Origin of the sequence: Roseovarius mucosus DSM 17069 (genome assembly GCF_000768555.3) — a bacterium.
Classification (GTDB): domain Bacteria; phylum Pseudomonadota; class Alphaproteobacteria; order Rhodobacterales; family Rhodobacteraceae; genus Roseovarius; species Roseovarius mucosus.
In genome coordinates, this window is record NZ_KN293975.1 from 570,082 (window position 1) to 587,089 (window position 17,008).

Annotated in this window: 16 protein-coding genes, 1 tRNA gene and 1 pseudogene; 10 read left to right on the forward strand and 8 right to left on the reverse strand. The window is 65.0% G+C overall.

The features are described 5' to 3' along the window. Positions 1-134: 134 nt before the first annotated feature. Together ykgO and ROSMUC_RS02860 are read right to left on the reverse strand one after the other, a co-directional pair. Positions 135-260, reverse strand: a complete 126-nt coding sequence (gene ykgO, locus ROSMUC_RS02855; protein ID WP_008282420.1) for a type B 50S ribosomal protein L36 — start codon at positions 258-260, stop codon at positions 135-137. A 77-nt stretch (positions 261-337) separates the two neighbouring features. Continuing rightward, positions 338-412, reverse strand: a tRNA-Val gene (locus ROSMUC_RS02860). A 144-nt stretch (positions 413-556) separates the two neighbouring features. Here ROSMUC_RS02860 and ROSMUC_RS02865 point away from each other — a divergent pair. Beyond that, positions 557-1,420: an N-formylglutamate amidohydrolase gene (locus tag ROSMUC_RS02865; RefSeq protein WP_037269305.1), complete on the forward strand. Its 864-nt coding sequence runs from the start codon at positions 557-559 to the stop codon at positions 1,418-1,420. A 222-nt stretch (positions 1,421-1,642) separates the two neighbouring features. Here ROSMUC_RS02865 and ROSMUC_RS02870 read toward each other — a convergent pair whose 3' ends face one another. Both ROSMUC_RS02870 and tkt read right to left on the reverse strand, forming a co-directional pair. Beyond that, positions 1,643-2,896 (reverse strand): DNA polymerase IV, encoded by a 1,254-nt coding sequence (locus ROSMUC_RS02870; RefSeq protein ID WP_075571701.1) that lies wholly within the window; start codon positions 2,894-2,896, stop codon positions 1,643-1,645. A 312-nt stretch (positions 2,897-3,208) separates the two neighbouring features. Further along, a complete protein-coding gene (gene tkt / locus ROSMUC_RS02875; RefSeq protein WP_037269884.1) occupies positions 3,209-5,224 on the reverse strand; it encodes a transketolase in 2,016 nt (671 codons plus the stop codon). A 211-nt stretch (positions 5,225-5,435) separates the two neighbouring features. Between tkt and ROSMUC_RS02880 the strand changes: the two genes are divergently transcribed. From ROSMUC_RS02880 to ROSMUC_RS02890, 3 genes are read left to right on the forward strand one after another with little or no spacing between them, the layout of a single operon-like run. Next, positions 5,436-5,939 carry a hypothetical protein gene (locus ROSMUC_RS02880; protein WP_037269310.1) on the forward strand — a complete coding sequence of 168 codons (504 nt, stop codon included), beginning with the start codon at positions 5,436-5,438 and terminating at the stop codon, positions 5,937-5,939. Beyond that, positions 5,932-6,327, forward strand: a complete 396-nt coding sequence (locus tag ROSMUC_RS02885; RefSeq protein ID WP_037269311.1) for a cell division protein ZapA — start codon at positions 5,932-5,934, stop codon at positions 6,325-6,327. The genes ROSMUC_RS02880 and ROSMUC_RS02885 overlap by 8 nt, the downstream gene beginning before the upstream one ends. A gap of 19 nt (positions 6,328-6,346) precedes the next feature. Continuing rightward, on the forward strand, positions 6,347-6,751 hold the full coding sequence (locus ROSMUC_RS02890) for a DUF1499 domain-containing protein (protein ID WP_037269313.1): 405 nt from the start codon (positions 6,347-6,349) through the stop codon (positions 6,749-6,751). Here the strand turns inward: ROSMUC_RS02890 and ROSMUC_RS02895 are convergent. Then, complete coding sequence (locus ROSMUC_RS02895; RefSeq protein WP_075571702.1) at positions 6,683-6,970, reverse strand: hypothetical protein; 288 nt, start codon at positions 6,968-6,970, stop codon at positions 6,683-6,685. The two genes, ROSMUC_RS02890 and ROSMUC_RS02895, sit on opposite strands and share 69 nt — an antisense overlap. A gap of 66 nt (positions 6,971-7,036) precedes the next feature. On the opposite strand from ROSMUC_RS02895, the gene prfA reads away from it, so the two are divergent. From prfA to ROSMUC_RS02925, 6 genes and pseudogenes are all read left to right on the forward strand, one after another. Then, positions 7,037-8,083, forward strand: a complete 1,047-nt coding sequence (prfA, locus tag ROSMUC_RS02900; protein WP_037269314.1) for a peptide chain release factor 1 — start codon at positions 7,037-7,039, stop codon at positions 8,081-8,083. Next, positions 8,080-8,937: a peptide chain release factor N(5)-glutamine methyltransferase gene (gene prmC, locus ROSMUC_RS02905; protein ID WP_037269317.1), complete on the forward strand. Its 858-nt coding sequence runs from the start codon at positions 8,080-8,082 to the stop codon at positions 8,935-8,937. Before prfA ends, prmC begins: the two co-directional genes overlap by 4 nt. 206 nt (positions 8,938-9,143) lie before the next feature. Next, entirely contained in the window at positions 9,144-9,857 is a 714-nt protein-coding gene (locus tag ROSMUC_RS02910; RefSeq protein ID WP_037269319.1) for a DUF4167 domain-containing protein, read from the forward strand. 110 nt (positions 9,858-9,967) lie between these two features. Beyond that, a complete protein-coding gene (locus ROSMUC_RS02915) occupies positions 9,968-10,711 on the forward strand; it encodes an RNA methyltransferase (protein ID WP_037269320.1) in 744 nt (247 codons plus the stop codon). 55 nt (positions 10,712-10,766) lie between these two features. Further along, on the forward strand, positions 10,767-11,909 hold the full coding sequence (gene ctaA, locus ROSMUC_RS02920) for a heme A synthase (protein WP_037269322.1): 1,143 nt from the start codon (positions 10,767-10,769) through the stop codon (positions 11,907-11,909). A gap of 2 nt (positions 11,910-11,911) precedes the next feature. Further along, positions 11,912-13,382 (forward strand): annotated as a pseudogene (locus ROSMUC_RS02925) (carboxypeptidase M32). 3 nt (positions 13,383-13,385) lie between these two features. On the opposite strand, the gene ROSMUC_RS02930 reads toward ROSMUC_RS02925, so the two are convergent. From ROSMUC_RS02930 to ROSMUC_RS02940, 3 genes are all read right to left on the reverse strand, one after another. Continuing rightward, positions 13,386-15,263, reverse strand: a complete 1,878-nt coding sequence (locus tag ROSMUC_RS02930; RefSeq protein WP_037269323.1) for a polysaccharide biosynthesis protein — start codon at positions 15,261-15,263, stop codon at positions 13,386-13,388. Positions 15,264-15,431: 168 nt separating this feature from the next. Then, on the reverse strand, positions 15,432-16,067 hold the full coding sequence (locus tag ROSMUC_RS02935) for a sugar transferase (RefSeq protein WP_037269324.1): 636 nt from the start codon (positions 16,065-16,067) through the stop codon (positions 15,432-15,434). Next, positions 16,064-16,912: an NAD-dependent epimerase/dehydratase family protein gene (locus ROSMUC_RS02940; RefSeq protein WP_037269886.1), complete on the reverse strand. Its 849-nt coding sequence runs from the start codon at positions 16,910-16,912 to the stop codon at positions 16,064-16,066. Before ROSMUC_RS02940 ends, ROSMUC_RS02935 begins: the two co-directional genes overlap by 4 nt. Positions 16,913-17,008 lie beyond the last annotated feature (96 nt).

The window sequence follows — 17,008 nt, forward strand, 5'->3', positions numbered from 1 at the left end:
GCCGTTCTATCGCCAAACCGCGGTCTGGCCATCGCGCGGCACGGCAATCGAACCCAAGGCGCGGCCATCCCCCAAAGAAAAACCCCGCCGGTTGGGCGGGGTTTTGATCCTTCAGCCGCAGGGCTGATCGCGGCTCAGCCCTGACGGGCTTTGAAACGCGGCTGGGTCTTGTTGATCACGTAGACGCGGCCTTTGCGGCGCACGACACGGCAATCCCGGTGCCGGTTCTTGAGCGAGCGGAGCGAATTACGAACCTTCATGGTCGTCTCCTCGGTTGTCGCGGCGCGGGCCAGCGCCTGGGGTTGCGGGCGTCCCGGTGTGCGGGACAGTGAATTCATGGTGGGCGATACAAGGTTCGAACTTGTGACCCCTTCGATGTCAACGAAGTGCTCTACCACTGAGCTAATCGCCCATGAATGCCAGCCGATCGCCTGCCCCAAAAAGAGGGGCGCGGAAATCCGCGCCGGTTCGGTGGTCTATAAAAGGAGTCGGAGAGGGGATCAAGGGCTTTTAGAACACCAATTTCAGTCTATTATCACGGGGGAAAGGAACACGCATGCCCAAGGTCGCCTATCACCTCACGCATCCCGAACGGCGGACCACGGCGGTGGTGTTCGCCTCGCCCCATAGCGGGCGGGATTACCCTTGGACCTTTCTGCGGCGCACCACGCTGAACGAGCATTCGGTGCGCTCGTCCGAGGATGCGTTTGTCGATCAGTTGTTCGAGAGCGCGCCGCTCCATGGAGCGCCGTTGATCAAGGCGGGGGCACCACGCGCCTATGTCGATCTGAACCGCAGCGCCGATGAATTGGACCCGGCCCTGATCGAGGGCGTGGCGCGGCAGGGGCATAATCCGCGTGTGGCCTCGGGGCTGGGTGTCATTCCGCGCGTTGTGGCCAATGGGCAGGCGATCTATGCGGGCAAGCTGAGCATGGCCGAGGCAGAGCACCGGATCGAGAATTACTGGAAGCCCTATCACACGGCGTTGCAGGGGCAACTCGATCAGGCGCATCTGATGTTCGGGCAGTCTATTCTGATTGATTGCCATTCGATGCCGCATGAGGCGATGGATGCGGTGGCGCGGCGGGGCGTGCGCCGGCCCGAGATCGTTCTGGGCGACCGGTTCGGGGCGGCGGCGGATGGGGCGATTGTGGAGCGGATCGAGGCGGCCTTCGTCAACGCCGGGCTGGTGGTTACGCGCAACACGCCCTTTGCCGGGGCTTATATCACGCAGGCTTATGGCCGCCCGGCGCGCGCGCGCCATGCCGTGCAGGTGGAGATTGACCGCGCGCTCTACATGAACGAGCGCCTCATTCGGCCCAACGGCAATTTCGAGGCGTTCCGCAAATTGCTGTCCGGGGTGATCCATGACATCGCGGAGATCGGGCGCGCCGAGGCGCGGCCACTGGCGGCGGAGTAGGGGGCCGCGCGGTGCCCGACCGCCGGGTGGGCGCAGCAACAGTATTTATTGGCAATTTATGCCTGCCAAGTCTTCCGCGTTTTTAGTGAGTTGAGCCGTTGCAAATGCGCCCGCCCGGTGGGGCGGTCGGGCGCAGCGCGGCGGTGCCTGCGGCACCTTGATTCCGCGCCTTGGTGATTGGGGCATAGCTCAAAACATGATCGAACCTCTCGCGCCCATTCCCTACCGCAACGCCCGCCCTTTGACGATTGCATCTGGCCCGAATTTGGCGCGGATGGCGTCGGTGGCACGTTCGGCCCCGGCGCGGCGGGTGGCTTGGGGGTCCAAGAGATCGCCCGAGCGGTCGGCGGCGGTTTCGGGCACCAGATCCGACAGGCCGACGCCGATGAGCCGGTAGGCGGCCCCTTGCGGTACCTGATCCAAGAGCGCGCGGGCGGTGCGGTAGAGCGTGTCGGCAAGCTGGGTGGCGTCGCGCAGGGCGTGGCGGCGGGTGAGCAGCGTGTGATCAGCGCGCTTGAGCTTGAGCGTGACGACGCGGCCCGCGAGGGCGCGGGCCTTGGCACGGTCCGCCACTTTTTCCGCCAGCCGCCAGATGTGGCCATCGAGCAGGTCGCGGTCGCGGGTGTCCTCGTAGAATGTCGTTTCGTTCGAGATGGATTTGACCGGCGCATTGGCCGAGACGCGGCGGCGGTCCTGCCCGCGCGCCAGATGCCAGAGTCGGTCGCCCATGGAACCAAAGCGCGCATTGAGATCGCGGCGGTCCCACCGAAGGAGATCGGCAAAGCTGCGGATGCCCGCGTCATTCAGCGCCTTGAGGGTGGACTGGCCCACGCCCCAGATGAGGCTGACGGGACGGTCGCGCAGGAAATCGGCGGTTTCCCCCGCACCGATCACCGCGAACCCATGCGGTTTGTCGAGGTCCGAGGCGATCTTGGCCAGAAACTTGTTATGGCTGAGGCCGATGGAGCCGGTCAGGCCCAACTCGTCGCGCATCCGCTTGATGAGGCGCGCCAGCATCACGGCGGGCGGTGCGCCATGCAGGCGCGCGGTGCCGGTGAGATCGAGAAACGCCTCATCCAGCGAGAGCGGTTCCACGTCCGGCGTGAGATCGAGCATCATGGCGCGGATGGCGCGCGAGGCCTCGGCATAGACCTGCATGCGCGGTTTGATCACCACCGCCTCGGGGCAGAGTTTGAGCGCCTGAAACATCGGCATGGCAGAGCGCACCCCCTTGATGCGGGCGATATAGCAGGCGGTCGAGACCACGCCGCGCCGTCCGCCGCCGATGATGAGCGGCTTGTCGGCAAGCTCTGGATTGTCGCGTTTCTCGACAGAGGCGTAGAAGGCATCGCAATCCATATGGGCGATGGAGAGATCAAAGAGTTCGGGATGGGCCACGATGCGGGGGCTGCCGCAGGCGGGGCAGCGGCGGGCGGTGTCGAATCGGGTCAGGCAATCGCGACAGAGGCTGGGCATGATGAGAGAGTGTAGGGGCTGGGTGTGGGCGCGCGCAAGTTGGGGGATGTGGTGGAAGAGGTGCGCGGATCGCTGGGCCGGGGACTAGCGATGCGACAGTTGTGGTTGCCAATTTATGCCCGCCAAGTCCATGTGCCCCCACAGAATTGCGCTCCCTCTCAAAATCGCTAGGCCGCGGGACGGCCCAGCGATCCGCGCGGCGGCGCTACGCGCCTTGTTCCGCGCGGGGGCAAGTGCTGCGCGACATCTCATTGCCAATAAAAAGCCCGGACGCGGGGCATCCGGGCTTCTACATTGGGTTTAGTCCCCGGCTCAGAGCAGGGATTTGACCTTGTCCGCCACGGCCTCGGGCGTGATGCCGAATTCCTTGTAGAGCGTCGGCGCCGGTGCCGAGGCCCCGAAATCGTGCATGCCGACAAAGCCGCCCTTTTCGCGGCGGCCGCGCTCGCCGTAGAGCCAGCGGTCCCAGCCGAAGCGGATCGCCGCCTCGATGGCGACGCGCACCGGGCCTGCGGGCAGGACGCGTTTGCGGTAGCTGTCATCCTGTTCCTCGAAGAGTTCCCAGCACGGCATCGAGACAACGCGCGTGCCGATGCCTTCGGCCTGCAAGAGATCGCGCGCCTTCATGGCAATCTCGACCTCCGATCCGGTGGCCATCAGGATCGCCTGGCGTTTGCCCTCCGCATCGGCCAGCACATAGGCGCCCTGGGCGGTCAGGTTCTTGGCCTTATGCTCGCGCCGCAAGGTGGGCAGGCCCTGACGGGTCAGCGACAGGACCGAGGGGGTTTCCTTGGAGGTCAGCGCCAGTTCCCAGGCTTCGGCGGTCTCGACCGTGTCGCAGGGGCGGAAGACCCAAGTGTTGGGCGTGGCGCGGCTGATCGCGAGATGTTCGATAGGCTGGTGGGTCGGACCATCCTCGCCCAGACCGATGCTGTCATGGGTCATGACGAACACGGTCGGGATCTTCATCAGCGCGGCCAGACGCATGGCGGGGCGGGCGTAATCGGTAAAGCACATGAAGGTGCCGCCATAGGGGCGGATGCCGCCATGCAGCGCCATGCCATTCATCGCGGCGGCCATGCCATGTTCGCGGATGCCCCAGTGGATATAGCGGCCCTTGCGGTTGTCCACGTCAAAGACGGTCATGTCGCCCGAGCGGGTATTGTTGGAACCCGAGAGATCGGCAGAGCCGCCGACGGTTTCCTGCAGGATCGGGTTCACCACCTCGAGCACCATTTCCGAGGATTGGCGGGTGGCCACCTTGGGGGCCTCGGCGCTGATCTGCTTTTTCAGCGCGCGGATGCGCGCGCCAAGTTTCGCCGGCATGTCGCGGTTGAAGATGCGGGCAATCTCGGCCTGGCGCGCGGGCGAGGCCTCTGCCAGACGCTTGGCCCATGCGGCATGGGTTGCGGCGCCCCGTTGGCCGATTTTCTCCCATGCCGATTTCACGTCAGCGGGAATTTCGAACGGGCCATAGGGCCAGCCATAGGCCTCTTTCGCGGCGGCAAGCTGATCGGCATTGGTCAGCGCGCCATGGCCCTTGGAGGTGTCCTGGGCCGCGTGGCCAAGGGCGATATGGGTCTTGCAGGCGATCATCGTGGGCTGGGCCGTGGTCTTGGCCTCGGTCAGGGCTGCGTCAATCGCCATCGGGTCATGCCCGTCGATTTCCAGCACATGCCAGCCGGAGGCGCGGAAGCGCGCCACCTGATCGGTGCGATCGGCCAGATCGACGGTGCCGTCGATGGTGATGTTGTTGTTGTCCCAGAGCACGATCAGGCGCGACAGCTCGTGCCGTCCGGCCAGACCGATGGCCTCTTGGCTGACACCCTCCATCAGGCAGCCGTCGCCGGCGATGACATAGGTATAGTGATCCATCAGTTTCGCGCCAAAGCGGGCGCGCAGCATCTCTTCGGCCATGGCAAAGCCCACGGCGTTGGAAATCCCCTGACCGAGCGGGCCGGTGGTGGTCTCGATGCCGGTGGCGTGGCCATATTCCGGGTGGCCTGCGGTTTTGGCCCCCCATTGGCGGAAATTGCGGATCTGCTCGATCGTCATGTCGGCATAGCCGGTCAGATGCAGCAGGGAATAAAGCAGCATCGAGCCATGCCCCGCCGACAGGATAAAGCGGTCGCGGTCGGGCCAGTTGGGATCGCTGGGATCGAACTTCAGATGTTTCTCAAAGAGCACGGTCGCGACATCGGCCATGCCCATGGGCATGCCGGAATGGCCGGAGTTGGCGGCAGCGACGGCGTCGAGGGTCAGCGCGCGGATGGCGGTGGCCTTGGACCAGTGATCGGGGTTGGCGGTGCGAAGGGCGGCGATGTCCACGGGGCGTGCATCCTTTGAATGGCGGTGTCTGACGGGTGTATCTGGGCGTTGCATACCAGCCCGGTCCAGAAGTTCAAGCGCGAGGCGGCTGAAGCGATGGATTGAGCGGGTTTGGGGGCGCATTTCGCTGATCCTTTCATTAGACTTGATCAAAACCCGCCCGGTGTGCGATTCGTGGGACAGCCGGGCAAAGAAGCGAGGACCCTCGAGGATGAGCCAGATAAACGAGTTGCAGGCACGGATCACCGCGGCGCTGGACCGCATCGCGCAGGGGCTGGAGGGGCGGCCCGCGGCCGCGCCTGAAACCGCCGCCGATCCTGAAGAAGTATCGCGGCTGCGGGGGCAGTTGGAGGAAGAGCAACTGGCCAATGCACAGTTGCAGGAGCGGATCAAGGCGCTGCATGCCAAGCTGGACGCGGTGGAGGGGGCGCAGGCCGAAAGCCTGCGCAAGCTCGATGCGGATCTGCAGGCGCTGCGCAAGGCCAATCAGCAGTTGCGCGACAACAATCAGGCGCTGCGCGCCGCGCAGGTGGCGGGCGTGGTCGAACCGCATCTGATCAACAAGGCGATGATGGCCGAGTTGGAGGGGCTGCGCGCCGCGCGGGGTGCGGATCGGGGCGAGGTCGAGGCGGTGCTGGCGGCCTTGGGGCAGGTGATCGCCGAGGCGGGTGCCGCGCCGGAGCAGACAGAGAAAACGGAGACATCGGATGCCTGAGGTTCAGATCGAGATCGGGGGACGCAATTTCGAGGTGGCCTGTCAGGCGGGCGAGGAGCATTACCTCTATGCCGCCGCGAAGATGTTGGACGAGGAGGCCGCCGTATTGGCGGCGCAGATCGGGCGCATCCCCGAGCCGCGCATGTTGCTCATGGCGGGTCTGATGCTGGCCGACAAGACCGCAGGCCTGCAAGACAAGCTGCGCGAGGCCGAGGACCGGCTGGCGGAGAAGGAGGCGGAACTGGATCAGCTGCGCACCGCACCCGCACCCGAGGCGCAGAGGATCGAGGTGCCGGTGGTGCCCAACGAGGTGGTCGAGACACTCGCCGAGATCGCCGCGCGGGCCGAGGCGCTGGCCGAGACCGTGGACGGGGCGCAGGCCGGGTGAGCGGTATCGGGGCGCTGCGATGAGGCTCTGGCTTGGTCTGGTCCTGCTCGGGATCGTGGCGGGGATGGCCTATGTGCGGCTTGCGCCAAGTGATCCGGCGCGTTGGCATGTGATGCCCGAGAGCGCCACGCCGGGCGATCTTGCGGGCGGGGCCGTGCGGGTGGTGCCGGGGGATCTGGCCGCGCTCGACGGGATCATCCGCGCCACGCCGCGCACGCGAGTGCTGGCCGGGGATGTGGCGCAGGGCATGATCACCTATGTCACGCGTTCGCGGCTCTTTGGGTTTCCCGACTATACCACGTTGCGGCAGGACGGCGAGACCCTCGAGATTTACGGGCGTCTGCGCTTTGGCAAGTCAGATCTGGGCGTCAACGCCACCCGCATCGACGGCTGGTTGCAGCGATTGGGGCAGGCGGGAGGATAGGCATCCATCCGTGATCTTGCGCCACATGGGCACGTTGAGCGACATCTGGCATTGCGCCATGAACATGTTGCCATCGACCTGAAGGCAGATCGTCTCGCCCATCTCGACGCGCGCGCCATTGCGGTCGGTGCAATAGCATTCCACCGTCTTGCCGCCGATGGTGGCATCGGCGAGCGCCGGAGTGGCGCAGATCAGAAAGAGGGGTAGCAACGCTTTCATCCTGTGATTCTAGCACAGGTGACGCCTCTTGACCAAGTCACAAGGATGGGACAGAGGATCATTCCCATGGTACCCTTGGACAGATTGCAACAGATCGCGGAGCGCTTTGATTACGTCGAGGCGCAGATGATGCAGGGCGGTGGCGATATTGCCCGCCTTGGGCGCGAGTATTCGGAATTGCGGCCCGTGGTCGAGGAAATCCGCGCCTATCGGCAGGCGCTGGACGATCTGGAGGGCGCGCGCGCGATGCTGGGCGACCCCGAGATGCGCGATCTGGCGCGCGAAGAGGTGGCGGCGCTGGAGGCGCGGTTGCCGGAGATGGAAGCCGCGTTGCAACTGGCGCTCTTGCCACGAGACGAGGCGGATGCGCGGCCTGCGATTCTGGAAATCCGGCCCGGAACGGGGGGGGAAGAGGCGGCGCTCTTTGCTGCGGACCTGATGCGCATGTATCAGCGCTATACGGAGGCGCGCGGCTGGTCCTTTGAGGTGATCGAGGAACAGCAAAGCGAATTGGGCGGTATCCGCGAATTGGTGGCACGGATCGGCGGTGAGGGGGTCTTTGCCCGGCTCAAATACGAATCGGGGGTGCACCGCGTGCAGCGTGTGCCCGAGACCGAGAGCGGCGGGCGCATCCACACCTCTGCCGCCACCGTGGCGGTGCTGCCCGAGGCGGAGGATGTGGATATCCAGATCAACGCCAATGACCTGCGGATCGACACGATGCGCTCGTCCGGGGCGGGCGGCCAGCATGTGAACACCACCGATTCGGCGGTACGGATCACGCATTTGCCCACGGGAATCGTGGTCACGAGTTCCGAGAAATCGCAGCACCGCAACCGCGAGATTGCCATGCAGGTCCTCAAAACCCGGCTCTATGATCTGGAGCGCAACCGGGTGGACAGCGAACGCAGCGCCAATCGGGCGGCGCAGGTGGGCACAGGCGACCGATCCGAGCGGATTCGCACCTATAATTTCCCCCAAGGCCGGATGACCGATCACCGGATCAACCTGACGCTCTATAAATTGGAACAGGTGTTGGGCGGTGATCTCGATGAGGTCATTGACGCGCTGACCGCCGATGCGCAGGCCACATTGCTGGCCGAGATGTCGTGACCCTGCGCGAGGCCTTGCTGGAGGCGGCGCAGCGGTTGGAGGTGGCGGGCATCGAGGCGGCGGCCGGGGATGCGCGCGCGCTCTTGGCCGAGGCCGTGGGGATTGCGCGTGACCGGCTGACCCTGCATCTGGGCGATGATCTGGAGCCGGGGGCGGCTGAGCGGTTCGCGGCGCTGATCGCGCGGCGGGAGGCGCGGGAACCTGTCGCCAAGATCCTCGGGCGGCGGGAGTTTTGGGGTCGGACCTTTGAGGTGACGGCGGATGTGCTTGATCCGCGCCCCGAGACGGAATGCCTGATCGCCGAAGCCTTGGCAGGGCCCAAGCCCTTGGCTTTGCTCGATCTTGGCACCGGAAGTGGCATTCTGGCGGTGACGCTCTTGGCGGAGTGGTCGGGGGCGCGGGGCGTGGCCACGGATATTTCGGAGGCGGCGATCAAGGTGGCGGCGCGCAATGCCGCGCGGAACGGGGTCGCGGCGCGGCTGGATTTGATCCGGGCGGATTGGTTCGATGGCGTCACGGGGGTGTTTGACCTGATCGTGTCGAACCCGCCCTATATCGCGGCGACGGAAATGGCTGGGCTGATGCCCGAGGTGCGGGCGCACGATCCGCGCGGGGCGTTGACCGATGAGGCGGATGGGCTGAGCGCCTATCGCGCGATTGCGGGCGGGGCGGGCGTGCATCTGCACCCCGGTGGGCGGTTGATGGTCGAAATCGGCTGGACGCAGGGGCCAGAGGTGGCCGACATCCTGCGCGCGGCGGGATTCGAGGCGGTGGCTGTCCTGCCTGATCTGGAAGGGCGCGACCGGGTTGTCTGCGGGGTCTGGCCTGTGCGTTCACGCAGAAATGAGCCATAATCGGCTAGATTTGCGGAAATTTTCCGCTTTGCTCTTGTGCGACCGGGCGACGCGTGCTTATTGGTGTCCAGTCACGACGGAGGATGCCCATTCGGGCGGTCCCGCTTGACACCAAGCCAGAACATGTCCGATCCGGTTTTATTCGACGCAAGGGGCGCCCATCGGGTCAAGCGAACATTTTGAGCATCAGGGCTGGACAGCACCATATGAGATCATCGAAGTCACGTCAGCGGAACAAGCCGAACCGCAACCGCACCGTCGGGAATGTCGTCAACCGTGTGTTTGACAGTTCCGGACCCGAAGGCAAGGTACGCGGCACGCCGCAGCAGATCATTGAGAAATACAACCAATTGGCGCGCGATGCGCAATTGGCGGGCGACCGGGTCGCAACCGAGAATTTCCAACAGCATGCGGAGCACTATCTGCGCCTGCTGAGCGAGGCGCAGAAAGAGCAGGATGCGCGCCGCGAGGAGCAGGAACGGTTCAACCGCGACCGCCAACAGGAGCGCGACCGCGACCGGCCAGAGCGGTCCGGTGGCCGCGAGAGCGACGAGGCTGAGCAGCCGGTGTCGCAGGATCCTGCCGCACAGACGCAACCCGATGTGATCGGCGGCTATGACGACCGGGACATCGGTCTGGTCGAGACGCCCGAGAGCAAGCCGCAACCCGAGCCGTCGCGCCGTCGGGCGCATGCGCCCGAAAGGGGACCGCGCCGTGGACAGGACCGCGCGGGCGATGCGGGCTCTGCGCCGGAGCAGGGGGCTGAACCGGAGGCACAGGTGACGGCAGAGGCGAACCCCGCCTCCAGCGCCGAGGCCCCCAAGCGCCCCCGCAAGCCACGTGCCAAGCGTCCGCCCAAGGCTGAGAGTGGCAACGCTGACGAGACGGGTGGCGAGGTCGCAACCAAGGCGGCCGAGTGATCCGATCCGACAGCGCCTTGCGGGGCTGGTCGATATGAGTATCTGAATACCGATGAAGGGGGGCTTGCCAGTGGCGGGCCCCCTTGCATGACACCGAAGCGAGATTGCCGATGCCGAGTGACCGACCCCAGCCAGCCTTTGTGCTCGTGCGTCCGCAGATGGGCGAGAATATCGGGGCGGCAGCGCGGGCGATGTGGAACTTTGGCCTCGACCGGATGCGGATCGTGGCGCCGCGCGATGGCTGGCCCAATCCCAAGGCAGATGCCATGGCAAGCGGGGCGGGGCGGCTTCTTGATGAGGCGCTGTTGGTTGCGGATACCGCGGGCGCGGTGGAAGATTGTACGTTTGTTCTGGCCACGACCGCGCGGGCGCGCGGGCTGACCAAGCCGGTCCTGAGCCCCGAGCGCGCCATGGTTCTGGCCGCCGAGAAGATCGCGGCGGGCGAGAAGGTGGCGGTGCTGTTCGGTCCAGAGCGCGCGGGGCTGGAAAATGATGACATCGCCCGTGCCAATGCCATCATCAACGTGCCGGTCAATCCGGCATTTGCCAGCCTCAATCTGGGGCAATGCGTGCTCTTGGTGGCCTATGAATGGCAACGCGCGGCGGGGCATGTCGTGCCCGAGCGGGTCGATCTGGCCAAGACTGACTGGGCCGCGCAGGTCGAGGTCGAGGCCTTGGCCGCGCATTACGAGGAGCGGCTGGAGGAGGCCGGGTTTTTCTTTCCCGAGCACAAGGCCGAGAGCATGAAGACCAACCTGCGCAACATGTGGAGCCGGATGCCGATGACGCGTGCCGATGTGCAGACCCTGCACGGGGTGATGCGGCAGATGGTCCGCTGGAAGGCACGCGGTTGAAGCAGGCAGGGACGCGCCCTAGTGTTGCCGGGTGCGAACAGAAAGAGGCGTGAGCATGAGCGGAAAACGCAGCATTTTCGAAGAGGTGGGACAGACCGGGGCCGAGAAGCCCGTGCCACAGGGCGGCATGATCGACGCGGGCCGACGCGGTGCGCGGGGGGCGATCCGGGTCTGGCTGATGGTCCTTTTCGCCTTGGTCGTGGTGATGATCGCGGTGGGGGGCCTGACACGCCTCACCGACAGCGGCCTCAGCATCACCGAATGGAAGCCGGTGACGGGGGCGCTGCCGCCGATGTCCGAGGCGCATTGGATGGAGGAATTCGACAAATACCGCGCCATTCCGCAGTACGAGTTGATCAACAAGGGCATGACCCTAGCGGAGTTTCAATTCATCTATTGGTGGGAATGGGGGCACCGGCAATTGGGCCGGGTGATCGGGCTGGTCTGGGCCTTGGGCTTTTTCGGGTTTCTCGTCGCGCGGCAGATCCCCAAGGGCTGGAGCGGGCGGTTGCTGCTCTTGGGCGCTTTGGGCGGCACGCAAGGCGCTATCGGTTGGTGGATGGTGTCCTCGGGTCTGACGGGCGAGATGGTGGCGGTGGCCTCTTACCGCCTGGCGACGCATCTGGGGCTGGCCTTTGTGATCCTTGGGGTGATCGCGTGGTTCGTGTTCCTGCTCGGGCGCGAAGAGCGCGAGCTGATGCAGGCGCGGCGCGGGCGCGAGGCGAAGCTCTATAGTCTCTCGACGGGGCTCATGCATTTTGCGTTCTTGCAGATCCTGCTGGGGGCGCTGGTGGCGGGGATTGATGCGGGGCGCAGCTATACCGACTGGCCGCTGATGGCGGGGGGATTCCTGCCGCCCGATATGATGGACTTGCAGCCCCTGTGGCGGAACTTCTTTGAGAACCCCGGCACGGTGCAGTTCATTCACCGGATGAGCGGCTATCTCTTGCTGGTCTTTGCCGTGGTGGTCTGGCTGCGTGGGCGCAAGAGCGCGCATGAGCGCACGCGGGGGGCCTTTACCGCTGCCTTTGCCGTGCTGCTGTTGCAGATCGTGTTGGGCATCATGACGGTGCTTTATATCGCGCCCTGGCAGTTGGCGATTGCGCATCAATTCGTGGCGGTGGTCCTCTGGGTGCTGATCCTGCGGGCGCGGTTCCTGAGCCAGTATCCGCGCGCCACCTCAATTCGGGGCACCTGAGCATGAGCGCCTATGACGATCTGATGGCGCGCGAGCGCGAGACGCAGGCCCTGGCGCAGGTGGCCGGGCGGCTGGGCTGGGATCAGGAAACCATGATGCCGCGCGGGGCCGCCGATCAGCGGGCCGAGGAATCGGGTGCGATTCAGGCGGTGCTGCATGCGCGGCGGGTGGACCCGGCGCGGGGCGATGTGCTGGCGCAGGCCGAGGCGGAGGCAACCGAGCCTGTGGCGCGGGCGCAGCTGCGCCACATCCGGCGCGATTACGAGCGCGCGGTCAAGGTTCCGGGAAATCTGGCGGTGGCGCTGGCCCGCCTCACGAGCCGGGCGCAGGGGCAGTGGGCCGAGGCGCGGGCGGCGGATGATTATGCCGCCTTTGCGCCCGTGCTGGCCGAGGTGGTTCGGCTCAAGCGCGAGGAAGCGGCGGCGCTGTCGACGGGCGGCGCGCTCTATGATGCGCTGCTCGAGGATTACGAGCCGGGGATGGGCGCGGCCAAGCTTGATGCGATGTTCGCCGAGATGCGGCCGCGGCTGGTGGCGCTGCGTGGGGTGGCGCTGGATGTGGAGTGGCCCAAGCTGGAGGGCACATTCGATCGCTCCGCGCAATTGGCGCTGTCGCGAGAACTGGCGCAGGTCTTTGGCTATGATCTGAACCGGGGGCGGCTTGATCTGGCGGTGCATCCGTTCAGCTCCGGCAGCGGGGATGATGTGCGCATCACGACGCGGGTGAGCGAGGTGGACCCGTTCAACTGTTTCTATTCCACCATCCACGAAGTCGGGCACGCCTGCTATGAGCAGGGGATCGACCCCGACTATCGCCTGAGCCCTCTCGGTCAGGGGGTGTCCATGGGTGTGCATGAGAGCCAGAGCCGGATCTACGAGAACCAGTTGGGGCGCAGCCGGGCGTTTTGTGGCTGGCTCTATGGGCGGATGCGGGATGGGTTCGGCGATTTCGGTATTGCCGACGAAGAGACATTCTATCGCGCCGTGAACCGGGTGCATCGCGGCCATATCCGCACAGAGGCCGATGAGGTGCAATACAACCTGCATGTCATGCTGCGCTATGATCTGGAGCGGGCCTTGATCGCGGGGGATCTGGGCGTGGCCGATCTTGAGGCGGCGTGGAACGATCGTTTTGCCGCCGATTTCGGATATGCCGTAGATCGCGCCTCGCAGGGTGTGTTGCAGGATGTGCATTGGTCCGTGGGGCTGTTTGGCTATTTCCCGACCTATAGTCTGGGTAACCTCTATGCCGGATGCCTCTTTGCCGCCTTGCAGGAGGCGGTGCCGGAGCTTGAGGCGCAGTTGGCGCGGGGGCGATCTGACCGCCGCGACGGCGTGGCTGCGCGCGTCTGTGCAGCGGCATGGCGGGCTATTCGAGCCGGCGGAGGTCATTGCGCGCGCCTGTGGCGCTGCCCCGACGGCGGGGCCGCTTCTGGATTATCTCGACCGGAAATTTGGTGACTTGGCGGGCTGAGGCCTATTGATTGACGGTGGCGTCGGGGCGGTCTTCGATCTGTTCGATCCACTGGGCCAGCACGCTGCGCAGGAGGGCCACATCGCGTGTCTCGATCGCCTCGGAGAGGGATTTGAGCGCCTTGGCGAGTTCGATTTCAGACAGATGCCCCTCTTGGGCGCGCAGGATCTTGGGGTGCGGCGTGGTCAGCATGTCAGAGCCGATCAGCAGTTCCTCATAGAGCTTTTCGCCAGGGCGCAGGCCGGTGATCTGGATTTCAATGTCGCCATGGGGGTTCTGTTTATCGCGCACCGTCAACCCTGAGCCTTCGATCATCTTGCGCGCCACGTCGCGCACGGCGATGGGTTTGCCCATGTCGAGCACAAAGACATCACCGCCTCGGGCAAAGGAGCCGGCCAAGAGCACGAGGCGCGCAGCCTCGGGGATGGTCATGAAGTAGCGGGTGACATCGGCATGGGTCAGCGTGACCGGTCCGCCGCGGGCAATCTGCTCGGCAAAGAGCGGGATGACCGAGCCGGACGATCCCAGCACATTGCCGAACCGCACCATGGAAAAGCGCGTGGTGCTGGTGCGGGTGGCGAGGTCCTGCACGATCATTTCGGCAAAGCGTTTGGAGGCGCCCATTACGCTGACGGGGCGCACGGCCTTGTCGGTGGAGACGAGGATGAAGCGTTCGACGCCCGCGTCCCGCGCCGCCTGTGCCACGGTGCGGGTGCCGATGACATTGTTGCGCATCCCCTCGATGGCGTTGGATTCGACCATGGGCACATGTTTGTAGGCGGCGGCGTGCAGCACGATTTCCACCTTGCGCGAGCGCATGAGCACGTTGACGAGGGATTTTTCGCAGACCGAGCCCAGAACGGGGGAAATCCGCATCTCGGGTGCAAGGCTTCGCAATTCGCGCTCGATCTCGAACAGGGCATGTTCGGCGTGATCGAGCAGGATCAGATGTCCGGGATCATAGGCGATCAGCTGGCGGCACAACTCCGAGCCGATGGAACCGCCCGCGCCGGTGACGAGAATGCAGCGCCCCTTGTAGCTGTCGCGGGAGCCGGGCAGCTTGTCCTCAAGCCCGTCGCGGCCCAATAGCTCGTTCACATCGACGGGGCGGCTTTGATAGAGGCTGCGGGCGTCGTTGGAAATCAGGTCGGCAAAGGAGGGCAGGGCGTGCACCTCTATCCCATGTTCCGCGATGCGCCGCGTGAGCAGGGTGCGTTTGGCGGGGGGCGCGCTGGGCATGGCAAGGATCACGCGCTGAATGTCATAACGCTTTACAAGGTCCGGCAGATCGTCGGACTTGTAGACCTTGAGCCCGGCGATGGTCAGAGATTGCAGGCGCGGTTCGTCATCGACAAAGGCCATGGGCAGCACGGCATCGTCGGTTGCCAGCGCCGTCGCAAGCTGTTGGCCGGTCTGACCGGCCCCGTAGATCAGCACCCGCAGGCGGCGATTGCCGTTGCGGTAGATGCGCAAGAGGGCGGTGCGCAGCACCAATCGCGAGGTTGCGGACAGGATGAGGAACATCATGCCGCAGACGATATAGACCGTGGCGGGGGCTGCGACGCTGGTGTCCAAGAGCGAGAAGGCAATCCCGCTGGCGGTGATGGCGAGCGCCACCCAGCCAGAGCTGAGCATGCCGTGCATCTCGTAGGACTTCAGCTTGACCTTGTGCAGGCCGAAATAGGTGGCGAGCGCCGCCGCGACGCACATCATTGCGAAGAGATCGTTGGAGGCAGCGACGAGATTGCTCGAAAGGGCTGTGGGCCCCATGAAGAGAATCACGGAAAAGACGTAGGACACGACGACGATCAGCATATCCAGCGTCAGGAAAAACGCTTGTTTCTGGCCCTGCTTCAGTGAGGTGACGGTTTTGTACAGCACGGCACTAACCCCTGAGATCAAGTACGTCGAAATCAAATCTTTTGTATGCGTTCATGGCGTCTTAAGGAATGCCGATTAACAGCGTTTTGAAAAGCCGAGAGACGATTCTGAGCAATTTTTAGCCGATTGGTCTAAAATATATGCGATAGCGGTCGTCAGCCATTCGGATCAGCTGCGGTTGGCCCGGACTGTGCGCCGCCGGGAAAAGACGCGAATCACCGTTTGACAGATCAGGCGGATGTCGTAGCAGAGGCTCTGATGACGTGCCCAGATCAGGTCGAGCCGCGCCTTGCGCGGGATGCAGCGGGTGACATAGGTGGTCTCGCCGGTCTCGTGGTTGGTGCAGGCCGAGAGCAGTTTTTCTTCAGTGCGGTGGTAGACGAGCGTGGCCAGTCCCGTCACGCCGGGGCGTTTTTCCAGCACGCGGGCGTAGATGTCCGGGCAGCTTTCGACATAGCAGCGCAGCGGCGGGCGGGGGCCGACAAAGCTCATGTCACCGCGCAAAACGTTGAGCAGTTGCGGCAGTTCATCAAGGCGGGTGGCGCGCAGGCGGCGGCCAAGCGGCGTGACGCGATGCTGCTTGTATCCGGTGGAGACGCCAGAATCGTTGGCCACCACGCGCATGGTGCGGAATTTCCACAGGCAAAACGGGGTATCGGGCGTCTTCATCCGTTCCGAGAGGTAGAACACGGGCCGCCCGTCGCAGATCGCGATCAAAAGCGCGATCACGACGATGAACGGTGACAAAAGCACGATCAGCAGCAGCGCGAATGCCACGTCAAAGGCCCTTTTGGCCGGGGTCATGCTGCCATCTCCAAACTGTGCCAGTCGTCGATCATCTGCTGTGCTGTCTGTTTCAGATACAGAAATGGAAGCAGAGCGGCAAGAGATGTGCCATCAAGGGTGACGGCCTGCACCGCATTTTCCGGGGCTTTTCGCCAGATCAGGGGGCGTCCGGCGGCGCGCGCGAGGCTTTCCATCGGCACGGGTGCGGGGGCGGTCACGTTGAGCACGTCCGGCAGGCGGTCTGGGGAAAGCTCTGACAGCGCGCAGAGCACCTGCGCGAGATCGCCCGGGGCGATATAGCTGCGCAAGGGGCCGGTGTCATCGGCGAAGCGGTCGAGCGACACCGCGCCATCAGCGGCGCGCAGGGCCGAGGCGAGGCTATCGGCCCCTACAACATTGGCCAACCGCAGGCAGCAATGGCGCGTCTCGCCGGGGGGCAGGGCGCGCACCGCCGCCTCCATCGCCAGCTTGGCCTGGCCATAGGCATTGGCGGGCTGGGGTGGGTCGGCTTCTGTCAGGGTGGTGCCGGGGCCGTAGACGGCGGCAGAGGAGAGGTGAAGCATGCGCCGTGCACCGCAGGCCCGCGCCAGTTCCGCCCCGTGTTGCACGAGCGCGACATTGGCCGAGAGATCCTCTGGCGTGCCTGTGACCTGTCCCCAAAGGGCGATCACCGTGTCGCAAGGGGGCAGATTGGGCGGCAGCGCCCCGCCCGGAGACCACAGGATATCCGCCGGTTCCCGACGCGCCAGCCACAGGGGGCGAGGGCCGGTCGTGGCCGGCCAGGCCGCCCGCAGCAGAGTTCCGAGACGGCCAGTGGCACCGGTGATCAGCGCGGTTGGGTCATGGCGTATTTCGGCCAGCATGCGGCTTTGCCTGTCGTTGATGGGCAGATTCCGATTGTCTAGCACGGCAGGACCGGGGTAGGAACCGATGCAATGCCAGAGGAACCGGGGAGTCGG